Source organism: Desulfosporosinus paludis (genome assembly GCF_045689965.1).
Taxonomy (GTDB): domain Bacteria; phylum Bacillota; class Desulfitobacteriia; order Desulfitobacteriales; family Desulfitobacteriaceae; genus Desulfosporosinus; species Desulfosporosinus paludis.
Genome location: NZ_CP144211.1, coordinates 4,151,690 through 4,171,138 on the forward strand (window position 1 = coordinate 4,151,690; position 19,449 = coordinate 4,171,138).

Consider the following 19,449-nt stretch of genomic DNA (forward strand, 5'->3'; position numbering starts at 1 on the left):
TTTTCTGCTGGCCAATAAAAACCGTAACTTTCCATATATCTGTGAATTCTGTGCTCGAAAGATTCAGTATGAGTTGCAAGAAGCTAATACTATTTACAAATTTAGCTCTTATCCCAATAATCCACCCATAACCCCATGAATTGACATAGAAAATGATGTTTAGATAATAACGAAAGTCCAATTCTATTCACAATGGTACAATCACCTAACACGAACCAAGCCCGAGTGCAGTTGCTGCAATGGTGATATTGGCAGCCGCACAGGAGGTAGTTTGATGCTCTAAAACATTACATAAATTACAGGATCACAAATTAGTCAAACGTATTCAATATAATGAGATACCTCCAGGTGTTGAATATGAATTAAGTGAATTAGGCCAGGCAATTCATCCTGCCCTGTCTATGTTAGGTCAATGGGGCATTCGATTTAAAATTTAAATACTTGGCTGAAGTGCTTGCTTTTTAACTATGGTATTGACAACGATCAATATAATTAATACAGCCGAAATTGACCCGCAAATTAGAACCCCTATATCGGCTCCCCATTTTTGCGAAATGCTGCCGACAAAAAGATTCCCAATGGGAGTTGTCCCAAGAAAAGCAAAGGGATAGATACTCATCACTCGGCCACGGAATTCAGTGTTGGAATTAAACTGCATTGTTGAGTTAGCGGTTGTAATGAATAGAATATTAGAGAAGCCAATAATCGCCAACATTACGGCAGCTAGAGGTAAAAAGTGTACTAAGTAAAGTAGGGTAAGTAAAGCCGATACAGTGAAAGCGCTGCCAAAAAGCAGGCGTAGTCTAGGTTTACCCTTGGCCCAAGATGCCACCATAAGCGCACCGATCAGGGAGCCGGCACCACTGCAGGACAAGAGAAAACTGTATCCTCCGACGCCTTGTTTTAGCACCTCTCCGGCATATAAAGGAATAACTACGTTATAATTCATTACAAAAGTGCCCACAGCTAATGTACATAAGACAGCACTGCGTAGAGAAACGGAGTGTCTGACATATCTTAGTCCTTCGTAAATTTCCACCAGTACTTTCTTGGGTACTTTTTTATATTCCCGAGGTTCTGTTTTGATTAAGTTGATTGCAATAATCACAGGAATAAAGCTGATTCCGTTCAACAAAAACAATGGACCTGCCCCATACTTGGCCATTAATACCCCGGCAAGGGCCGGGCCAACCATTCGGGCAACATTAAAGATGGACGAATTGAGACCAATAGCACTTCTCAAATCCTTTTTCTCCACTAATTCCGGCATAAATGATTGACGGGTAGGCTGATCGAGAGTATTAACTAGGCCGAGCAAAACTTAATGTCTAAGTGATAAATAATTTGGCATTGTCATCACGACAAGGAGCCATTTAGACTTCATTGTCGTGAGAATAAAGGAATCTCTCTTAATTTGTCGAAATGAGATTGTGATATACATATTTGCGAGAAGAATCAGTGGCAGTGCAGAAAGCGTTCTAAAAGTCATCATAAATTTGGGGGGATGAGCATTGAAGATAAAGAAAAAGTTAATAATAGGTTTTTTGCTTGTCGTGCTCTTGTTTTCAGCAGTTTGTGGATTTGCTCTTTTCAAAATTGCGGACATGGAAAGTAAGGCTAAGGCAATCGATAGTAATTGGATACCTAGCATAGAAATGATGGGCTGGTTTAATGGAGCTGTTTCTAATGTTGCTCGCTTAAACCTGGCAATGGTTTCAGAGAGCGATACCACAGTAGAAGCCAAGCTTGATGATCAGCAAACGAAATTGCTTCAAGAGGTAAACCAAAAACTACAGGTTTATGAAAAGGGAATGATCGGCAATCCCGAGGAGCAAAAATTATTTGGCACATTCAAAAAAGATTGGGAGCTTTACACAGCTAAGATTTTAGCAATCAAAGAGGCTATCAAATCCAATAATACTGTGCTCGCTAAGAAAATGATCGATGATGCAGATCCTTTATGGACACAAGCAAATACTTCAGTTACTGCTATTATTGCGTTCAATAACAATGCTGGGCTCGTGGATTCCAGAAAATCAGTTTCTACTGCGGATTCGGCATATTTATGGGTTTCAATATTTAGTATATGCATTGTAATTTTGGCGCTGGCTTTAGGATGGTTCATAGCCTTGATGATTGCGAATCCGCTAAGTGAGATGGTAGCGAATGTTCAGGAAGTTGCTAATGGTAATCTGGCGATTAAAGAAGTAAAGATTAAATCTAATGATGAGGTCGGATTATTAGGCTCAGCGTTGAATACCATGACTCATAGTCTACGTGCTCTTATCGAAAAAGTATCGGAATCAGCAGAACAAGTAGTAATATCCTCAGAAGAACTTACCTCTACTGCAGAACAGTCAGCGCAGGGTACGTCTCAAATTGCTGCCTCGATTAATGAAATAGCTTCTGGGGCTGAGCAGCAAGTCGCTGCGATAGATGAGACTTCATCTATCGTTGAGCAAATGTCGTCTGGAATTCAACAAATTGCTGCTAGGGCAGCTGAAGTAATGGTATCGGCGAATAAAACTGCTGGTGCATCTCATGATGGCTCCAAAGCAATTACAACAGCTATTGAACAAATGAAAAGCATCGAAGAAACCGTTACATATTCTGCGGAAGTAATTACAAAGTTGGGGCAGCGTTCCAATCAGATAGGCGAGATTGTTGCCACAATATCTGGTATTGCTGGACAGACTAACTTACTGGCATTGAATGCTGCGATTGAGGCGGCCAGAGCAGGTGAACAAGGACGTGGATTTGCGGTCGTTGCTGAAGAAGTAAGAAAGCTTGCTGAGCAGTCTTCAGATGCGGCCAATAAAATTGCCGAATTGATCGGTGAGGTTCAAGGCGATACAGATAAAGCAGTATCTGCCATTGACACAGGGACTACAGAAGTTAAAGTTGGCACTGAGGTTGTAACAGCTGCAGGTCAAGCGTTTAATGATATAGCGACGCTTATCATCCAGGTGTCGGACCAAGTAAAAGAAATCTCTGCCTCAATCCAACTAATAGCTGACCGAAGTCAAGATATCGTAGTTTCAATACGTGAAATTGATAAGATTTCTAAAGATGCCGCCGGTCAGACCCAAACAGTATCAGCGACTACAGAAGAGTACTCTGCATCAGTCGAAGAAATTGCAGCTTCCAGTGAAAGCTTGGCAAAAATGGCTCAGGATCTGCAGTCAGCAGTGAGTATGTTTAGTGTTAAAATAACATGAATAACTATTTAAACTAAAATAACCCCTGTACTGATTTTCTGATCACTACAGGGGTTATTTAGATAAAGCACTGCTTCCTTTTCATATATGCCAAATCAGATTCTTATATACTCCAAACGATTGAGTCCGATAAAAGCTTTTTTATCAAGAGGATCGGACCTTTTTCCTATTAGTTAAACGAATAGAGGATTAAGATCATTTAGGGACAAAATGGATAAAGCTACAAGCGTAAGTTACTACAAATTAACTCGTGGAAAATTTATTTGGAAACTGTAAAAATAGCATAAACCGACAAAACTTTACGTTTAAACTGATTGATGTCAGAGCAATTTTGTTTTAAGATATTAAGGCGTGTTAATAATTTTGAAACGAGGTTTTTCTCTGTGAGATCAACGACCATTGACCGAATCGAAAAATTAAGATTGCAAATGCAAGAAACGGCTACCGGTAAAGATCTGACGGATCCGAGAGTGGTAAAAGCTAGTGAAAAGCTAGATTTATTGATCTTGGATTTTTACCATAGTCTGGAGAAGCAGAAGAAGTATTATAAACTATATCGTTAAGGATAGTAAATGTTTAAAGTTCAGAGCTTTTTTAAGATAAACATTTTTGTCCTATTCTTTAGGCTCCTATCGGTATGATGGGGGCCTCTTTAACGTGCCATTAAATTATAAAAAAATTCTATTTCTTTAATAAATAAAGGTTATTGTCAGAAGGATTTTCCATTAGGTCATCGAAGTGATATATATTATAAAACATATAGTTTTAATATACTTTTGGAGGTGGGATTGTGCATTGAGTCAGAGAGCTTTTAACTCTATATTTATATAGGTCGATAGTAACCTTTGATTGTATCCTTTTAGACAAATTCAACGTTTTAACCTAAAACCAGTAAAAACCTGGTAGATGGCAAAGATCGGCCACCTCCGAGTACTAAGAGAAATATATTGTGACGGAGGAGTTTCAAAATTGATTGCAGCAAGATTCTTTAGCATTAAAAATTGGGAAAAATTTGTAAATATAAAACAAGAATTGATAGAATTAAAGGAACAACGACTTGATTTTCAACGAAGAGTTGATGATTTGGCGGAGAAATTAAAGTTAGAGGCTGAAAAAAGAGAATATCTTGAATACGAAATAACTAAATTAGGACGCCTTAATACTATCGGACAATTAGCAGCGGGTCTTGGACATGAAATTAGAAATCCGATGACCACTATAAGAGGGTTTCTTCAAATGCTACAGAGCAAATCTGATTTGCATACATATAAGAGTTATTTCGAATTGATGATTGAGGAGCTTGACCGGGCGAACTTAATCATTACCGATTACTTATCCCTAGTTAAAGATAAACCCGTAGAGTTTAAACGATTATGTCTAAATAAATTGTTGGATGATATATTTCCCCTGATATTGGCCGATGCCTATACTCAGGGTAAGAAGTGTGTCTTTGAGCCGGGAAAAATAGTGGAACTGGAGATGGTTTCCAATGAGATTACCCAGCTTGTTATAAATTTAGCACGGAATGGTTTTGAAGCAATGCCGCCAGAAGGGTGCCTAACAATTAACACTTATATGGATGCTCAAAGCATAATCCTGAGCGTTAAAGATGAAGGAAAGGGCATTGACAAAGAGCATATTTCAAAACTTGGAACCCCATTTTTTACGACGAAAGAAAACGGCACAGGTTTAGGCCTCCCGATGTGTTATAGGATCGCCGACAGGCATAATGCATTGATAGACGTTAAGACTGGCCCCGATGGAACCACGTTCTTAGTCCGATTCCCTAAGCCAATAGAATGATCAACAATGATTGGAAAGATTGGTATATAAGACATTACAACCATGTCCTCTGAGGGTATATTGATACATAATGTCATACTTTACTTTATCCCCCTGACCGAGTAGCGTGTTTTGACCATACGGAGTGACAATGTGTTGAAATCGATGATACCAACATGAGCGATATTTATGTAATTAATCTTCCCATTTACTTCTGTTCCTACCAAAGTTACAGGTGTTGGGTATAGTGTACTAATAGGGCCTAAATTTCTCTTCATAGGTATAACATCTCTTTTCCTAGAAGATTAATTAATATAATCATAGAGTATTGCTGCAATAACTACAACATAAATGAAGCCTGTTCGCGGCAATCTTAATTTAGTTTTGGCATCGTGAGTAACTATCGCGAATCAAAACTTTTGATGCCCGTGCCTGATCGTCCTGGAAATAACATAATCCAGCTATTGTTCATAAGATATATAAGCATAAATTATATAAGGGTTATGAAAGAAGGGAACCGATGAACGAGCTAACCATTATAGAAAAGGTCTTGGGAGTAATCCAAGGATCTCTGCCTGTTACGGATAGGACTATTGATAATAGCTGCGGTCAAGTCGACAGCGAGGCAATGACTTTAATGGAAGATACAGTGGATGAACAAGCAGTAAAGAGGTTGTCGAGAGATTTTGCCAAAGCTTTGACTGAACGCGATTTTGAGCATTTGGACGGTAGGGCAGAGTATCATCTTTATACTGTGGACCACCTCATAGAGCTCATCAAAAATAATGATGAGCAAAACACTATAAAACTGTTTAACGAAAACAAGATTAAATCTAAATATGAGGACTGTGAGTTTCTCTCGATTACTTTTACTTCGGACCAGGAGCAAGCTGCGGTAGTTTATAACGTAAGGACCTGTTTGGTAAGTGCTGAAGAGAAGTATTTTAAAGAGCTAAACAAAAAGAATAGTAAGAAAAATAGAATTAGCGGAGGAACTCCTTTTAGCACTACTTATACGCTAACAGTCAAAAAGGAGAAGGGAACTTGGAAGATAGACAAGTTTGAAGCATCTGAGGAAAATATAAGAATAGGCAAGAATTAGTCCATTGGTGCAAAAGGCTAAAATCCGTTAAAGTATGCCAGGGCACCGAAGACCGAGAAAAGTGACGTACCTGAGAGGAAGAGACCATGACTCATTAGAATGTCAATTATCTATTAAAGGACCGAGGAGCAAGCCTCGGTTTTCTTGTTCTTAACATCCATTCATTTATCGTTGGCAACAAATGTTTGGTGGATTGACTGCAGCGGGGATGTTTATCTGAAGCTGAATTAAAATGGTCATTTTTTCTTGAACCATCCTGAATTGACCTTCTCCAATAAGTGTATTAGGCAACGATACGCGATCCAGTGCGTCATCCATAGCATTAATCTGACTGTATACAAGTGTACAGCTTGGTAAAGGGTTAAAGAACTCAGTGCTTACCGCGTTAAACTCGGATAGATCGCCAGACATCATCTTATCTTTGGACGAGAACCCGGAAGGAAGCGATGTGCTGCTGAAAAATTCGTATTCATGCTGCTGATTAAAAAGGGTAGGTGGTATAACAAGGGTGCTGCCGAGGTCGACAACACAATTCCAGGGTACATCAATAACAAAATCTTTGATAACACCTTCAATCGTAGTTGCAGTTTGTCGAGTTGCTTCGGAATATTGAATGTCTTTGCGGACAAAACCCCCTAGAAATAACTTGGGAGTATCTTGGGCTTTACAAATTATTGGGGGAGAAGAGTTAAAGAACGGCACTGTGTTAACTTGAGGTTCTTTCGAATCATTTTAATTTCTAACGCTTTTGTAGGCAAGGTAAACACTGCCTCTGCCGGTATGGATACCGTTACCAGTGCTGTCGTTGGACTAGTTTGGATAACTTGCAGAGGGGTGCATGTCGGCAGGGTTGCAGTGCTGGGGAAGATAGGATTAGGAGTCACCGGCTGATTTGGTGGAACACAGGTTGAAGCAGGCATTTCCAGGACCCAATTTGGGGTAAATGTTGAAGTTTGACACCATTGATGAGGGCATTTACATACATTTGTCAGATTACTTCTCCCTTTCAAATAAATTAGTAATTTATACTACTATAAGTTATGTACAACTTTCAGCTGTTGTGCGGACAACCCGTTGGAAAAGTAAAAACCAAAATTTTATGAGTCGTGGACTTGTTCTACTTGCGAAAATAATACTTTTAAAATAGTTCATCTTTTCTATAAAATAATATCTTTGTGTTTGTATTCGTTTGGCACGGTTCCATGGTTGATTATTTGACTAATGTTCGGCCCATTTTCACGATACCTATTGAGTTAGGAATTCCCTTATTGCTATTGTTGGTCGCTCGTTTAAGAAGAATAACCTAGTTTCCGAGCTGTTTCCAGCATTAGTTTCTTGTTAGTAGTAACTAGCAAAAAATTCATTTCAACATATTAATTAATTTCATATTGAAATAAATTTTGCGGTTTGGTATACTCAACATAAAAGTAATCCCCATGGATAAAAAAATTAGGCAAAAGGAAATTAATATGAGTTCAAAAGTAGTAATTGGAAATTCAAAAACCAGAGAAGACCACAAGAGAATAATATTGAACTTTATCCGCAAAAACAAAGTCGTTTCCAGAACGGATATATACCAAAAGACTAATATATCCAAGCCTACTGTCACGAGAGTGATTGAGGATTTGTTGGCAGACAAAATGATACTTGAGAGTGGGGTAGGGGACTCAGGAATAGGTAGAAAACCTGTAAAAATTGAATTGAACTCTTCAGCTTTTTATTGTGTAGGAGTCAATATTTCAAAGAGTGCAATAAGCACATACTTGGTTGATCTTCATATGAATATTAAACAAAAAAAGGTTGTATCAATCAAAAATATTAATACTTCAGCACAATTTTTAGATAAACTAACTAACATAATTAAAGAATTAATGAATGAAAGCAAGATTAATTACGAGAAAATATTGGGAATAGGTATCGGTATACGAGGTGTCTTAGATTATGAGAAAGGAATCCTAATCGATTTTTCAACCTCAGGAGATTTATGCAATGTCCCTATTAAGGAACATCTCGAGAACGAGTTTAAACTTAAAGTATTTATAGATAATAATGCTCACACGCGAGTACTGGGTGAATATTGGTACGGTTATGGTGTTGGATACAAAGATATTATCTTCATTATATGCAGTGAAGGTTTAGGATGCGGGATTATATCAGAAGGTAGGATCATTAGAGGAAAAAGCAATGCAACCCAAAGCTTTGGTCACATGAAAGTGAATATGAACGGAAGACAATGCAGTTGTGGCGGTTATGGTTGTATTGAATCTCAATGTTCTACAGATGCGCTTGAGAAAATTGCAAAAGAAAGTTTAAAAAGTGGGCGGAAAACTATATTAACCGAAAAAGTTAATTTTGATTACGAATCGTTGAACTACAAAAAGATATGTGAATGTGCAGAAGAACAAGATTACTTTTGCCGTCAACTATTGGACGAGGCGGCTCAATATTTAAGTACGGGAATAGCTAATTTAATAGGAATCCTGAATCCAGAGGTGGTTATACTTTCGGGGAATCTTATCGATGCAAGTGAATATTTCCACCAAATTGTCATAGATATGACGAAACAAAAAATAGTGAGTCCTTTGGCTAAAGACGTTATTTTTAAGAAACGGAGAACCAATGATAACCTCTATGAAATAAGTGCAGCCACTATGGTTTTGAGAGAGTTTTTCAAAGCGTAGTCTTGAAAAGTAAAGAGCTGTAATTTCATCATATTGGGAGTAGTTAATTACATGCCGGATTAATTTCATGATGAAATAATAATGGGATTCTTTGTATTTAATTTCAGTATGGAATTAAATCTGAACCTGAAAGTGTTTTTTTTTACTTACAGATGTTAGATCGTGGTTGGTGAATAATTTATGGAAATGCTTCAAGATTACGAGGGGGTGAGTCTATGTAAGAGTGCTGAATAACCTGTATGAGTCTCGTTATAAGTATTGGGACGTTTCTAACAAACACCTTAACCACGATTTATTTGTTTTAATAGAAAGAATGAAGGAATCGAAGGAGGAAGATTATTTTGAAACTTAAAAAGAAAAGTATCTTATTCACAAGCCTGATTATTGTAGCTTCCCTGCTTTTAACAGCATGCGGCAATACCCAGTCGTCGGCTAATTCTGGTAATAAGGCTCAGGAAGTAAAGTATCCAACAAAACCTGTTAAGATAGTGGTTCCTCTAGGTGCAGGCGGAACAGCTGATCTAATAGCCCGAGCTTTAGCCAAGGGGTTTCAAGATCAGACCGGCCAGCCCTTGATAGTTGAAAACTATCCCACTGGCGCTGGTATTCCGGCAATTACGACGCTTATCAAGGAGAAGCCGGATGGCTATAGTCTGCTCTTGACTGGGAGTGCGAAGTTAGATTTATTACCTCTATTACACAAAGTTAATTATTCGTTTCCAGAATACTTTACACCTATTATTGGTGTAGCTGCGACTCAAGATGTTTATGCTGTAAAGAAAGACGCTCCGTATAATACTGTTAGTGAAATGGTTAAGTATTTTAAGGACAAGAGTCAAGAGGTTCGCGTGGGTACCTCCGGTATGGAAACTGACAGTTATTACGAAGCTTCCATGGTTGCCGACAAAACGGGAATAAAGATTCGTCCCATGCCGTTTGACAGTAATAATCAAGTTGTAACGAATCTGCTCGGTGGACATTTGGATTTGGCCGTTGTAACTCTTTCTACCGTATATGACCAGATGAAATCAGGAAATATAAAGTTGCTGGGAGTACCGGCGGCAAAACGTTATGACAATCTTCCAGATGTTCCAACTCTGACTGAAGAAGGCATCGATGTTACCTCTGTAGGTTCCTTCGACATATATGGCCCGGCAAATCTACCTAAAGATATTGCGGATAAACTTCGTGATGTTTTCCTAAAAAGCATGCAGACAGATCAATTTAAATCATATGCTACCAATTCTGACTTGAGCTTGACTAAATTATCCGCAGATGATTTGGCGAAGGAAATCTCGTTCGGTAAACAGCAATATGAAAGTATGATTAAGAAGTAATTTTAAACGAAGGAATGCGTTGGAGGGGCGTGGTCATTGAAGACGGTGTCTTAAAGATACTGTCTTCTCTCCTCCAATAGTAGTTAGATGAAAAGGAGTAACAGAAGTGAATCAACGACTAACTGGCAATTTAATAGAGATTATCGTCACAATCCTTCTGGGTGTCAGTATATTACTCCTCTTGCCATACCAGATTCAGAATCCTTCAGATGGGTCCAATGTAGTAGTTAGCCCACAACTTTTTCCCAGAATGTTTGCCATAGTATTAATCTTAGCCGGCCTTTTTCAACTGATTTCCTATTTTAAAGTAAAGGAGAGAAATGACGAAGACGATGAAAAGGAAGTAGAATTAACCGCTTTATTAGTGGGGATACTTGCTATTTTTATATATGCATTATTGATGCCGATTTTGGGGTTTATAATTGCTACAATCTTGGATATTGTAATTTTTATTTATCTAATCGGTCGACCAAAGCTGTATTTCGCACTTCCAGTTGCCGTTATAGCCACTATAATAATTTGGGCTGTTTTTTCTCAAGTACTAAATGTGCCGTTACCCATAGGCCTTTTGAAAATCTAAATCGGAGGGGAGGAATGAAAAAATATGGAGCACTTTCTAAGTAGTCTACCGCTATTAAGCGATCCGCAAGTCATGCTATATATGGTCATAGGGGTTCTGGCTGGTTTTGTCATCGGTGTGCTGCCAGGTTTAACCGATCCAATGGCGCTTGCGCTTTGTATTCCATTAACCTTTTACATGCAGCCGCTACCGGCAATTCTCTTCTTAATGGGGATTCATATGGCCTGCCTTTATGGAGGATCAATTACGGCTATCATGCTCAATACGCCTGGGAAGCCAGCTGCAGCCGCGACAGCAATTGATGGTTATCCTTTAACTAAGAAAGGTCAGTCACGTAAAGCTCTGCAGATGTCAGCGGTATCTTGCTTGGTTGGGTCTACTATTTCAGTTTTAGCTTTAATTATTTTTGCACCTTTGCTTGGTAGAGTTGCACTTGAATTCGGCCCCTCGGAATACTTTGCAGTGGGGATATTCGGAATTTCCGTGGTGGCGGTTGTTGCAGGTAAGTCTTTACCGAAGGCTTTCGCCGCCGCTGCTTTAGGTATCTTAATATCAACTATTGGTGCCGATCCTCTTTTTGGAATTCCGCGGTTTACTTTTGGTAATCTCAATTTATTGTCGGGCATTGATATAGTTCCAGCCTTAACAGGGTTGTTCGCGGTTAGTGAGATTTTTATCCAGATATCCAGAAAATCACACGGGACTAAAAAGCTAGATCTTCATTTGGAAGGTGAAGGCTTGACTTTAGGAGAGTTTAGAAAATCACTGAAAACCATGATTAAAAGCGGAATAATAGGAGTTCTAGTCGGTTCACACCCTGGGACAGGAGGGGTTCTATCCTCATTCCTTAGCTACAATGAAGCCGTCCGTTCGTCAAAAAATCCGGAGAAGTACGGAAAAGGGGAGTTAGATGGCATTGCTGCGGCTGAGTGTGGAGCTGCAGGTACGGATTCGGCCTCTTTGATCCCGCTTCTAACGTTCGGGGTTCCTGGCGATATGTCCTCAGCCATCCTTCTGGGAGCTTTTATCCTTCACGGTATCAGGGTTGGACCTGATGTATTTACTAACTTTGGGAATGTTATTTACGCCATGTTTATCGGTATTATAATCCTGGAGATCCTGGTGTTCGTCCTAGGTTGGTACGGTTCAACTTTTATCGCTAAAATAGTTCATATACCGCGTCATTTTTTATTTGCAGTGATTACGGTACTTGTTGTGACAGGATCTTTTTCATTAAACAATAGCTTTTATGATGTTTGGATTACTTTGGTTTTTGGCTTGTTGGGTCTAATTATGCGTCACAGGGATTATCCTCTTCCCGCACTATTAATGGGACTGGTTTTAGGCCCAATAATTGAAAAGAACTTTAGCTTAGCCATGTCTTCTACTGGTGGAAACCCAATCCAGTTTTTGATTAGGCCTATAACTCTCATCATACTTGCTTTGGCAGTCATTATGATGTATTTGTCGGTGAAGGTTCAACGGCAGATGCGAAAAGCAACAATAAATCAATTAGGATAAGTTGTATAAGAGAGATGTCTGCAATTAGAAGGAAAATGGTTTATTGCTAATTAAACAATTTATTAAAAAAGGTATTTATAAAATTGCGGCAATAGGATGGTGACCAGAACCAAAATCGGAATTATTTGTGCTGATTCCTTATAGTACTCAAAATAATAAGAGGTGGAAAAAATGAATGTAATCTTTGTAATTTCTGATACTTTCCGTAGGGACAACCTTTCCTGTTATGGACCGACCCTGGTCAAAACTCCAAATCTTGATCGACTGGCTGAAAAATCTTTCGTCTTCAATAATGCTTATTTAGGATCTTTTCCCACTATACCGAATCGTCTAGATATTATGAGTGGTCGCTTTAACTTTATTGACCATGAGTGGTGCCCTCTTCCATCAGATACTGTGACTCTGCAACAAATTCTGAGTGCTTCAGGTATTGTTACCCAGATGGTCTTCGATAATCCGCACCTTGTTGAAAACGGCTTTAACTATGAACGAGGATTTGATGGCTGGGAATGGATACGGGGGCAGGAAACAGATCGTTGGAAATCTATGCCACGCGACGTTAAGCTGCCTGCTGATCCCAATAAATTAAACCATGCTGATTTTGTTCTGCCAAATTATTTACGTAATACTTCCTGGTGGAAATCTAAGGAGGACCGTTTTGCTGCACGGTCAGTTAATGAGGCTTGTAAGTGGTTAGAGGACGGGCAGAATGCCGAGAAATTCTTTATGTACGTCGACCTCTTTGACCCTCATGAACCGTGGGATCCCCCGATGGAATTTCTCGAAATGTATGAGAAGGATTATCAGGGTGAAGAAGTAATCTATCCGGTTTACGATTATTGGAAAAATTTCATGTCCGAAGACGAATTTAAGCATATGCGAGCGCTTTATATGGCGGAAGTCAGCATGGTCGATCACTCGATCGGTGTACTGCGAAATAAAATCGAAAAACTGGGTCTCGAAGAAGATACAGCATTTATTTTCACAAGCGACCACGGTTATCTTTTTGGCGAACACGGAATCGTTGGAAAGTCCTTTAATCCTAAAAATGGCTCTTATGAAACTTGCCGAATGTACAATGATATTCGCCGGATACCTTTAATAATCCACTTGCCGGGACAAAAGAAAGGTGAACATATCAACGCACTAGTACAGTCCCCGGATCTGATGCCGACAATACTCGAAATGAGCGGTTTAGTGGCCACTGAATCGTTTGGTGGTAAAGAAAATATCCAGGCACTGCAATGTGGAGTCTTCTATACTCAGGATTGGCGGTTCAACCCTGAATCGATTCACGGGAAATCCATGATGCCGCTTTTGCGCGGAGAGACAAAACGGTTACGTGATATTGCAGTCAGTTCTAATACCCTCATCCACCACACGCCCATTGTCGCAAAGACTGCGGTGGTAACCGAGGATGGCTGGTGCTTACACTACTCCGGTGCCTATGAAAACGAAATAAAAGAGAGTATCAAAGTTAATAACAAAATGATTTCCCTAGATCCTAAATACGAACGGGTTGAGCCTGCGCTATTCTATCTACCCGATGATCCTAAGGAGGAAAACGATTTAATTAAGGGTCATGAAGAACTGGCAAGGAAAATACACCAGCGTTATGTGGAGTGGCTCGAAGAAGTGGGGACACCGGAAGAGCATCTTAAAGGAAGGCGTTTGTTTAGGGCGGAAGGAGAGGCGGAACTTGACAAATAAGCCGATCTTGCAACCGGGGATTATTGCGCCGGAGTTCACTTTGGAAGCAATTAATCAGGAGCCCGAAGAATCAATAAGATGCTGCTCAACGGGAGTAACGGTCCTTCTCTTTTGGGGCTCTGAAAGGACGAATATAACCGTCTCTCAGTTGGTTGAATATCAAGACCGACTAAAGGATTACATGGCTCGTAATGCAAGACTCATTGGCTTAACGGATGCTTCTCCAGAGGTAATACGAAAACTTGTGGAACAAACTAGAATTGAATTCCCTATCGTTGCTTCCAAACAATCCGTTGATTTAGCGCGTAGTTACGGAGTTCTTGAAAAGGAGCAGATTCTGCCAACTGTGTTCGTAGTCGATCAGGAAGGTTTGATCCGTCGAGTATTTGAGCCCGATCTCGACGAAGGATTGCCAAATCCCGCGATGGTGCTTCGAGCAGTGAATAATCTCTCGAATTCACCGAAACCACCGTTTATCAGGAGCGATGACTGGCGCCTAGGGTCAGCAGATGCCCCTATCATATTCATTGAGTACGGCGATTACCAATGTAGCCACTGCAGGGATCTTTACAAGGTTATAACAGAATTGATGCCTGCCTACCAGGACAAAATTCAGTTTATTTTCCGCCATTTCCCTATGCGCCATGCACATCCTTTTGCGGTAATAGCAGCAAAGGCTGCGGAAGCAGCCGGCGTTCAAGGTAAGTTCTGGGAGATGCACACTCGCCTCTTCGAAGCGGGTAATGCGTTGGAACAGAATGATCTTATGGGCTATGCCCGAGAGATTGGGATCAATATAGATAGATTTAACTTAGATGTAAACAGCGAGGATATAGAAAATGCTGTTATGGATGAGTATCGTGAGGCGACAAGACACAAAATCAAGTCTCCTCCAACATTGTTCATAAACCACATCCTCTTTGACGGATCACAAACAATTGAAACCTTGCGCAATAAAATCGATGGCCTTCTCGCTTGTTTAAACTAAGAGACCAATTGATACAACCTGACATGTTTGAGAATAAGGGCGGGTAGCACCGCCCTTCAAAAAGTAGTGAAAGGAATCTAATAGCGTGAGTGATATAAAAGGATTAGAACAACTTACTTTTCTTGAAGATATTCGATACGATCAGGAACACTCCTGGGCTCGAGCCCAAGGAGAGGAAGTCATCGTAGGAATAAGCGACTTTGCACAGGATCAATTAGGGGAGATCGTTTTTTTAGAGTTGCCGATCATTGGAGATGTCTTTGAAAAAGGAGAGGTTTTTGGACAAGCTGAATCGGTAAAATCTGTGTCAGCACTATATTTACCTATTGGTGGTGAAATAGTGGCTGTTAATGAGAATTTGACAGACTCTCCAGACATCGTCAACAAACATCCTTACGAAAACGGTTGGATGGTAACTGTTAAACCTAATGATTTAAGCGAAATTACAGAGCTACTATCTAAGGAAGAATACTTGAATTTCCTCAGAGATTCAGAAAGTATCTAGTTTTTATCCTATAATATTTAAACTAAATGGCAACCTGAAGTGGATATCAAAGGCTGCTATCTCTAAATGACGGATTTTCATCTTTGACAGTATGGCGGTGAAGCATGTATCGATTATATCCTCGCACGTTCTGCATCAACGTCCAGAAAAACTAGCAGATTCTTATTGGAATTACCGTGTTAAAACCCTTTCCTAGTTGTGGCTTTGCAAGTGTAAGTTCAGCTAAGGAGGGGCATTTTTATTATAACATATCCCATCGTGAATCTTATATGTTATTGGTAGGAAGATCCTTAATATAAGAATTCTTAAAAGTGTCAAAGGACGCTTAAAAGATAATTCAAGGAGGCAACGAATGAAGGTCGAACTTGATCTTACGAGGGTTAGCACATTCATAAGCCAAGACGAAATATATGACTCAATAGAAAAGCATCGTGAATTGATCAAAAAAGTTCTTAAAGCCTCAACAGAGGATCAAGATAATTTAGGTTGGGTTAATCTATCCTCTGTCGCAAACGAACAGCTTATTATAGAAATTAAAGAAAAGGCTGATGAGATTCGAGAAAAGGCTGATGTTTTTGTCCTTATCGGCGTTGGTGGCTCAAATCAAGGGGCTAGAGCTGTCATTGAATCTATGGGAGACAATAACGTCGAAATAATTTATGCCGGCAATAATTTATCGCCTCAATCTATAAATCGAATCATTAGTAAACTTTCCGATAAATCCGTTTACGTTAATGTAATAGCAAAAAATTTCTCGACCCTAGAACCTGGAATCACTTTTAGAGTGTTAAGAAACTACTTAGAGCAAAGGTATGGAGCCACAGGAGCCGCCAAGAGGATTATTGCAACTGCCTCACTAAATAACAGCAGCTTGGAGATTCTCGGAAAAGAAAAGGGTTATACACTGTTGCCCTTTCCTATGGATGTTGGAGGCAGGTTTTCCGTGCTTTCTTCCGTAGGTCTCTTGCCGATTGCCGTGGCCGGAATAGATATTGATGATTTGTTAAAGGGAGCAAAAGATATTAAAGAGGAAATACAATCGCGAAAACCGGAAAACAATTCTGCAGTACTTTATGGTGTTATAAGAAATATTCTGCTCCAGAAAGGTTATAATCTTGAAATTCTAGCTTTTTTCGAACCCTTGCTTTCCTATTTTTCCAAGTGGTGGGTACAACTTTTTGGTGAGAGCGAAGGAAAAGACGGGAAGGGAATATATCCGACAGCTTGTTCCTTTACAGAAGATTTGCATTCCTTAGGACAATATATTCAAGAGGGTCAAAGGATGCTCTTTGAGACGTTTATTAACTTGGAGAATCCAGGAGCCTTCTACAAGATACCCCATGAGGAAACTGACAGCGATGGCTTTCAGTATATCGATAGCCAGGATTTCACATTTTTGAATAAGACCGCTTATAATGCAACGCTGAAAGCACATACAGAAGGTGGCGTTCCTTGTCTTGTTCTCAACATTCCGGAATTATCGTCTTATTATATGGGACAGCTTTTTTACTTTTTCCAATATGCCTGCTATATTTCGGCGTCTTTGCTCGGAGTAAATCCGTTCAATCAGCCGGGCGTAGAAGCCTATAAAAATGTCATGTTTTCTGCCTTAAAAAGCGTCAAGTACAAAAGTGAAAACGATAGTTAATACGAGGTGAAGATTGTGATTGAGATATTTGTCAACCTTAAGCGTTTTGATGTTCCCCGAGAAATGGGCGGGGTCTGTCACTACCAAAACTCTAAGGAGTGGATGGACTGGATTATTGAAACAAGTGTCCAAAAAAATCTTGGAACATTGAAAAATACCGAAGTGACCTTTTTGATCCCTGAAGGATTAATTATCAGTGCCCATGAAAAGCTCTCCTCTTTTCCGGCCGAGAAAACAAAGAGTGTTCATATCGGATGCCAGGGAGTCTATCGGGAGGATGTGACGAAAGGCGGGAACTTTGGGGCTTTTACAACTAATAGACCTGCTGCCGCTGCCAAAAACCTGGGATGTACTTGGGCGATTATAGGTCACTCGGAAGAAATTAAAGATAAATTGGAAACAATGTCTATTTATGATCCGGAAATACTTCAGGATCAAGAGAAACGAAATAAAGCGAAGGGTGCAATCTATTCTATCGTCCGACAAGAAGTACTTTGCGCTTTGCGTACCAATCTGAATGTTCTTTTGTGTTTGGGAGAGACGGCCGAGGAACGAGGGGATGGTTCTCTGGATGAGCAGCATGCAAACGTCAAGAAGGTTTTGAAAAGACAACTTGAAGAAACCCTAAGAGATTTTAAAGACGATTATCCTCAAAACAGATTGGTATTAGCTTATGAACCCCTCTGGGCCATTGGACCCGGTAAAACTCCGCCAGAACCAGACTATATTTCGTTTGTTGCTTCCTATATAAAAGAATCTTTTCGAGAACTTTATGGTTCAGAAGTGAGTGTTGTCTATGGTGGAGGTCTAAAGGAGGAAAATGCAGAGTCTATTGCCCAAATTAAAGCCATTGGCGGAGGACTTGTTGCCTTGACTCGATTCACGGGAGAGATTGGATTTTATCCTGATGACTTAGAGAAAATTATTAAGAACTATGAATCCGTTAATTAACATTAAACGAATTCGGAGGTAATCATGAGTCATTACGACGTAGCAATTATTGGTGCAGGTCCAGGTGGTTATGTAGCTGCTATCAGAGCGGCACAACTAGGCTTAAAAACAGTTGTTGTTGAAAAGGAGCAAGTTGGCGGAACTTGCCTCAACCTAGGATGCATTCCGACAAAAACTTTAATTATGAATGCTGAGATCCTTCAAGAAATTAAACATGCTGAGAAAAGGGGATTGAAAGTACCTAAACCAGAAGTTGATATGCAGGGAACGCAGAAAATGAAAAACCGAGTCATCAACCAGCTGGTGAGTGGGGTAGAATTGCTACTTAAAGGAAATGGTATTGATCTTATCAGAGGGGAAGCCAACGTCTCCTCGGAAAATACGCTGAAGGTTTCCAATCAAGAAATTCATTTTAGTCAATTAATCATTGCTACGGGATCATCAAATTTTATACCGCCTATACCGGGACTCAATGAGGAAGGTATTTTAACGTCTACAGAGCTTTTAGAATTGGATCATGTACCGGAAAAACTTATCATCATTGGCGGCGGAGTCATTGGCTGTGAACTGGCTACAATTTTTAGCAGCTTTGGCAGCAAGGTTACGATAATTGAAATGCAGTCTTATCTTGTTCCTTTAATGGACACAGAGGTTTCAGCAACCCTTATGACCAGTCTCAAGTCAAGCGGGGTTAAAATATTAACTAATTGCAAGGTCGTTGGGGTTCAAAGAGAAACTAGTAACTTTGAAGTGTCAGTCACAGGAGCTAAAGAAGTCGTCTTAGAAGCTGATCAAGTTTTAGTAAGTGTCGGCAGAAAAGCAAATTTAAAGGGATTGGAAGCCCTAAAGCTTGACTTGGAGAGGAACTATATTAAAGTAAACGATCGAATGGAGACGAGCCTAAAGGGTGTTTATGCTGTGGGCGATATTACTGGAAAAATTCAATTGGCTCACGTTGCCAGTAGGCAGGGAATTGTTGCAGCGGAAACTATTGCGGGAAAACAAGCGATGATGTCCTATCGGGTTGTTCCCAGCTGTATTTACACAATTCCGGAAATAGGCTCGGTCGGATTAACAGAGACACAGGCCAAAGAAATGTATAAAGAAATTGCTGTGGGAAAATTCCCCATGAGGGCCTGTGGGAAAGCTTTGGCAATGGGCGCAACAACAGGCTTTGTCAAGATAATTGCAGAAAAGAAGAGTGGAAGAGTCATAGGGTGTCATATCATTGGCCCCAACGCTACAGAAATTATTGGTCAAGTTGCAGCGGTCATGGAACAAGAGGGGACACTTATGGATATAACTCGAACCATTCACGCTCACCCCACTATTAGTGAGACCGTTTTAGAAGCAGCGCACGTTGCTCTTGGTGAACCGATTCACGTGATCAAGGCATAATTAATGAGTGTCTAAGGAGGTTGGCATT

At 39.9% G+C, this 19,449-nt stretch carries 17 protein-coding genes and 1 pseudogene; 16 read left to right on the plus strand and 2 right to left on the minus strand.

Features of this window, described 5'->3' with window-relative positions:
- Positions 1-290 precede the first annotated feature (290 nt).
- Positions 291-437: pseudogene (locus VZF35_RS20595) on the plus strand (winged helix-turn-helix transcriptional regulator); the annotation flags it as partial.
- Here the strand turns inward: VZF35_RS20595 and VZF35_RS20600 are convergent.
- The gene (locus tag VZF35_RS20600) at positions 434-1,318 is read right to left on the minus strand and encodes an MFS transporter (RefSeq protein ID WP_407308022.1); all 885 of its coding nucleotides are present in this window, start codon (positions 1,316-1,318) and stop codon (positions 434-436) included. The pseudogene VZF35_RS20595 and the gene VZF35_RS20600 overlap by 4 nt on opposite strands.
- A 193-nt stretch (positions 1,319-1,511) precedes the next feature.
- Here VZF35_RS20600 and VZF35_RS20605 point away from each other — a divergent pair, with 193 nt between their 5' ends.
- The 4 genes from VZF35_RS20605 (at position 1,512) to VZF35_RS20620 (ending at position 6,102) form a co-directional block, all read left to right on the plus strand.
- Positions 1,512-3,218 carry a methyl-accepting chemotaxis protein gene (locus VZF35_RS20605; RefSeq protein WP_407308024.1) on the plus strand — a complete coding sequence of 569 codons (1,707 nt, stop codon included), beginning with the start codon at positions 1,512-1,514 and terminating at the stop codon, positions 3,216-3,218.
- Between the two features lie 383 nt (positions 3,219-3,601).
- Positions 3,602-3,781 carry an aspartyl-phosphate phosphatase Spo0E family protein gene (locus VZF35_RS20610; RefSeq protein WP_407308026.1) on the plus strand — a complete coding sequence of 60 codons (180 nt, stop codon included), beginning with the start codon at positions 3,602-3,604 and terminating at the stop codon, positions 3,779-3,781.
- A 406-nt stretch (positions 3,782-4,187) separates the two neighbouring features.
- Positions 4,188-5,021 carry an ATP-binding protein gene (locus VZF35_RS20615; protein WP_407308028.1) on the plus strand — a complete coding sequence of 278 codons (834 nt, stop codon included), beginning with the start codon at positions 4,188-4,190 and terminating at the stop codon, positions 5,019-5,021.
- A gap of 499 nt (positions 5,022-5,520) precedes the next feature.
- The gene (locus VZF35_RS20620; RefSeq protein WP_407308031.1) at positions 5,521-6,102 is read left to right on the plus strand and encodes a hypothetical protein; all 582 of its coding nucleotides are present in this window, start codon (positions 5,521-5,523) and stop codon (positions 6,100-6,102) included.
- 165 nt (positions 6,103-6,267) lie between these two features.
- Here VZF35_RS20620 and VZF35_RS20625 read toward each other — a convergent pair whose 3' ends face one another.
- Entirely contained in the window at positions 6,268-6,804 is a 537-nt protein-coding gene (locus VZF35_RS20625; protein WP_407308033.1) for a hypothetical protein, read from the minus strand.
- 9 nt (positions 6,805-6,813) lie between these two features.
- Here VZF35_RS20625 and VZF35_RS20630 point away from each other — a divergent pair, with 9 nt between their 5' ends.
- The 11 genes from VZF35_RS20630 (at position 6,814) to lpdA (ending at position 19,421) form a co-directional block, all read left to right on the plus strand.
- Entirely contained in the window at positions 6,814-6,993 is a 180-nt protein-coding gene (locus VZF35_RS20630; RefSeq protein WP_407308035.1) for a hypothetical protein, read from the plus strand.
- 545 nt (positions 6,994-7,538) lie between these two features.
- The gene (locus VZF35_RS20635) at positions 7,539-8,783 is read left to right on the plus strand and encodes an ROK family protein (protein WP_407308037.1); all 1,245 of its coding nucleotides are present in this window, start codon (positions 7,539-7,541) and stop codon (positions 8,781-8,783) included.
- Between the two features lie 341 nt (positions 8,784-9,124).
- Entirely contained in the window at positions 9,125-10,120 is a 996-nt protein-coding gene (locus tag VZF35_RS20640) for a tripartite tricarboxylate transporter substrate binding protein (RefSeq protein ID WP_407308039.1), read from the plus strand.
- Positions 10,121-10,226: 106 nt separating this feature from the next.
- Positions 10,227-10,700 (plus strand): tripartite tricarboxylate transporter TctB family protein, encoded by a 474-nt coding sequence (locus VZF35_RS20645; protein WP_407308041.1) that lies wholly within the window; start codon positions 10,227-10,229, stop codon positions 10,698-10,700.
- Between the two features lie 24 nt (positions 10,701-10,724).
- Positions 10,725-12,221 (plus strand): tripartite tricarboxylate transporter permease, encoded by a 1,497-nt coding sequence (locus VZF35_RS20650; protein WP_407308043.1) that lies wholly within the window; start codon positions 10,725-10,727, stop codon positions 12,219-12,221.
- A gap of 171 nt (positions 12,222-12,392) precedes the next feature.
- Positions 12,393-13,931, plus strand: coding sequence for a sulfatase (locus tag VZF35_RS20655; protein WP_407308045.1), 1,539 nt, complete (start codon positions 12,393-12,395; stop codon positions 13,929-13,931).
- Positions 13,921-14,919, plus strand: coding sequence for a thioredoxin domain-containing protein (locus VZF35_RS20660; RefSeq protein ID WP_407308047.1), 999 nt, complete (start codon positions 13,921-13,923; stop codon positions 14,917-14,919). The genes VZF35_RS20655 and VZF35_RS20660 overlap by 11 nt, the downstream gene beginning before the upstream one ends.
- An 85-nt stretch (positions 14,920-15,004) precedes the next feature.
- Entirely contained in the window at positions 15,005-15,424 is a 420-nt protein-coding gene (gene gcvH / locus VZF35_RS20665; protein ID WP_407308048.1) for a glycine cleavage system protein GcvH, read from the plus strand.
- A 352-nt stretch (positions 15,425-15,776) separates the two neighbouring features.
- Positions 15,777-17,072 carry a glucose-6-phosphate isomerase gene (locus VZF35_RS20670; protein ID WP_407308050.1) on the plus strand — a complete coding sequence of 432 codons (1,296 nt, stop codon included), beginning with the start codon at positions 15,777-15,779 and terminating at the stop codon, positions 17,070-17,072.
- A gap of 15 nt (positions 17,073-17,087) precedes the next feature.
- A complete protein-coding gene (locus VZF35_RS20675) occupies positions 17,088-18,023 on the plus strand; it encodes a triose-phosphate isomerase (protein ID WP_407308052.1) in 936 nt (311 codons plus the stop codon).
- A 24-nt stretch (positions 18,024-18,047) separates the two neighbouring features.
- The gene (gene lpdA / locus VZF35_RS20680) at positions 18,048-19,421 is read left to right on the plus strand and encodes a dihydrolipoyl dehydrogenase (RefSeq protein ID WP_407308054.1); all 1,374 of its coding nucleotides are present in this window, start codon (positions 18,048-18,050) and stop codon (positions 19,419-19,421) included.
- The last annotated feature ends 28 nt before the right edge of the window (positions 19,422-19,449 follow it).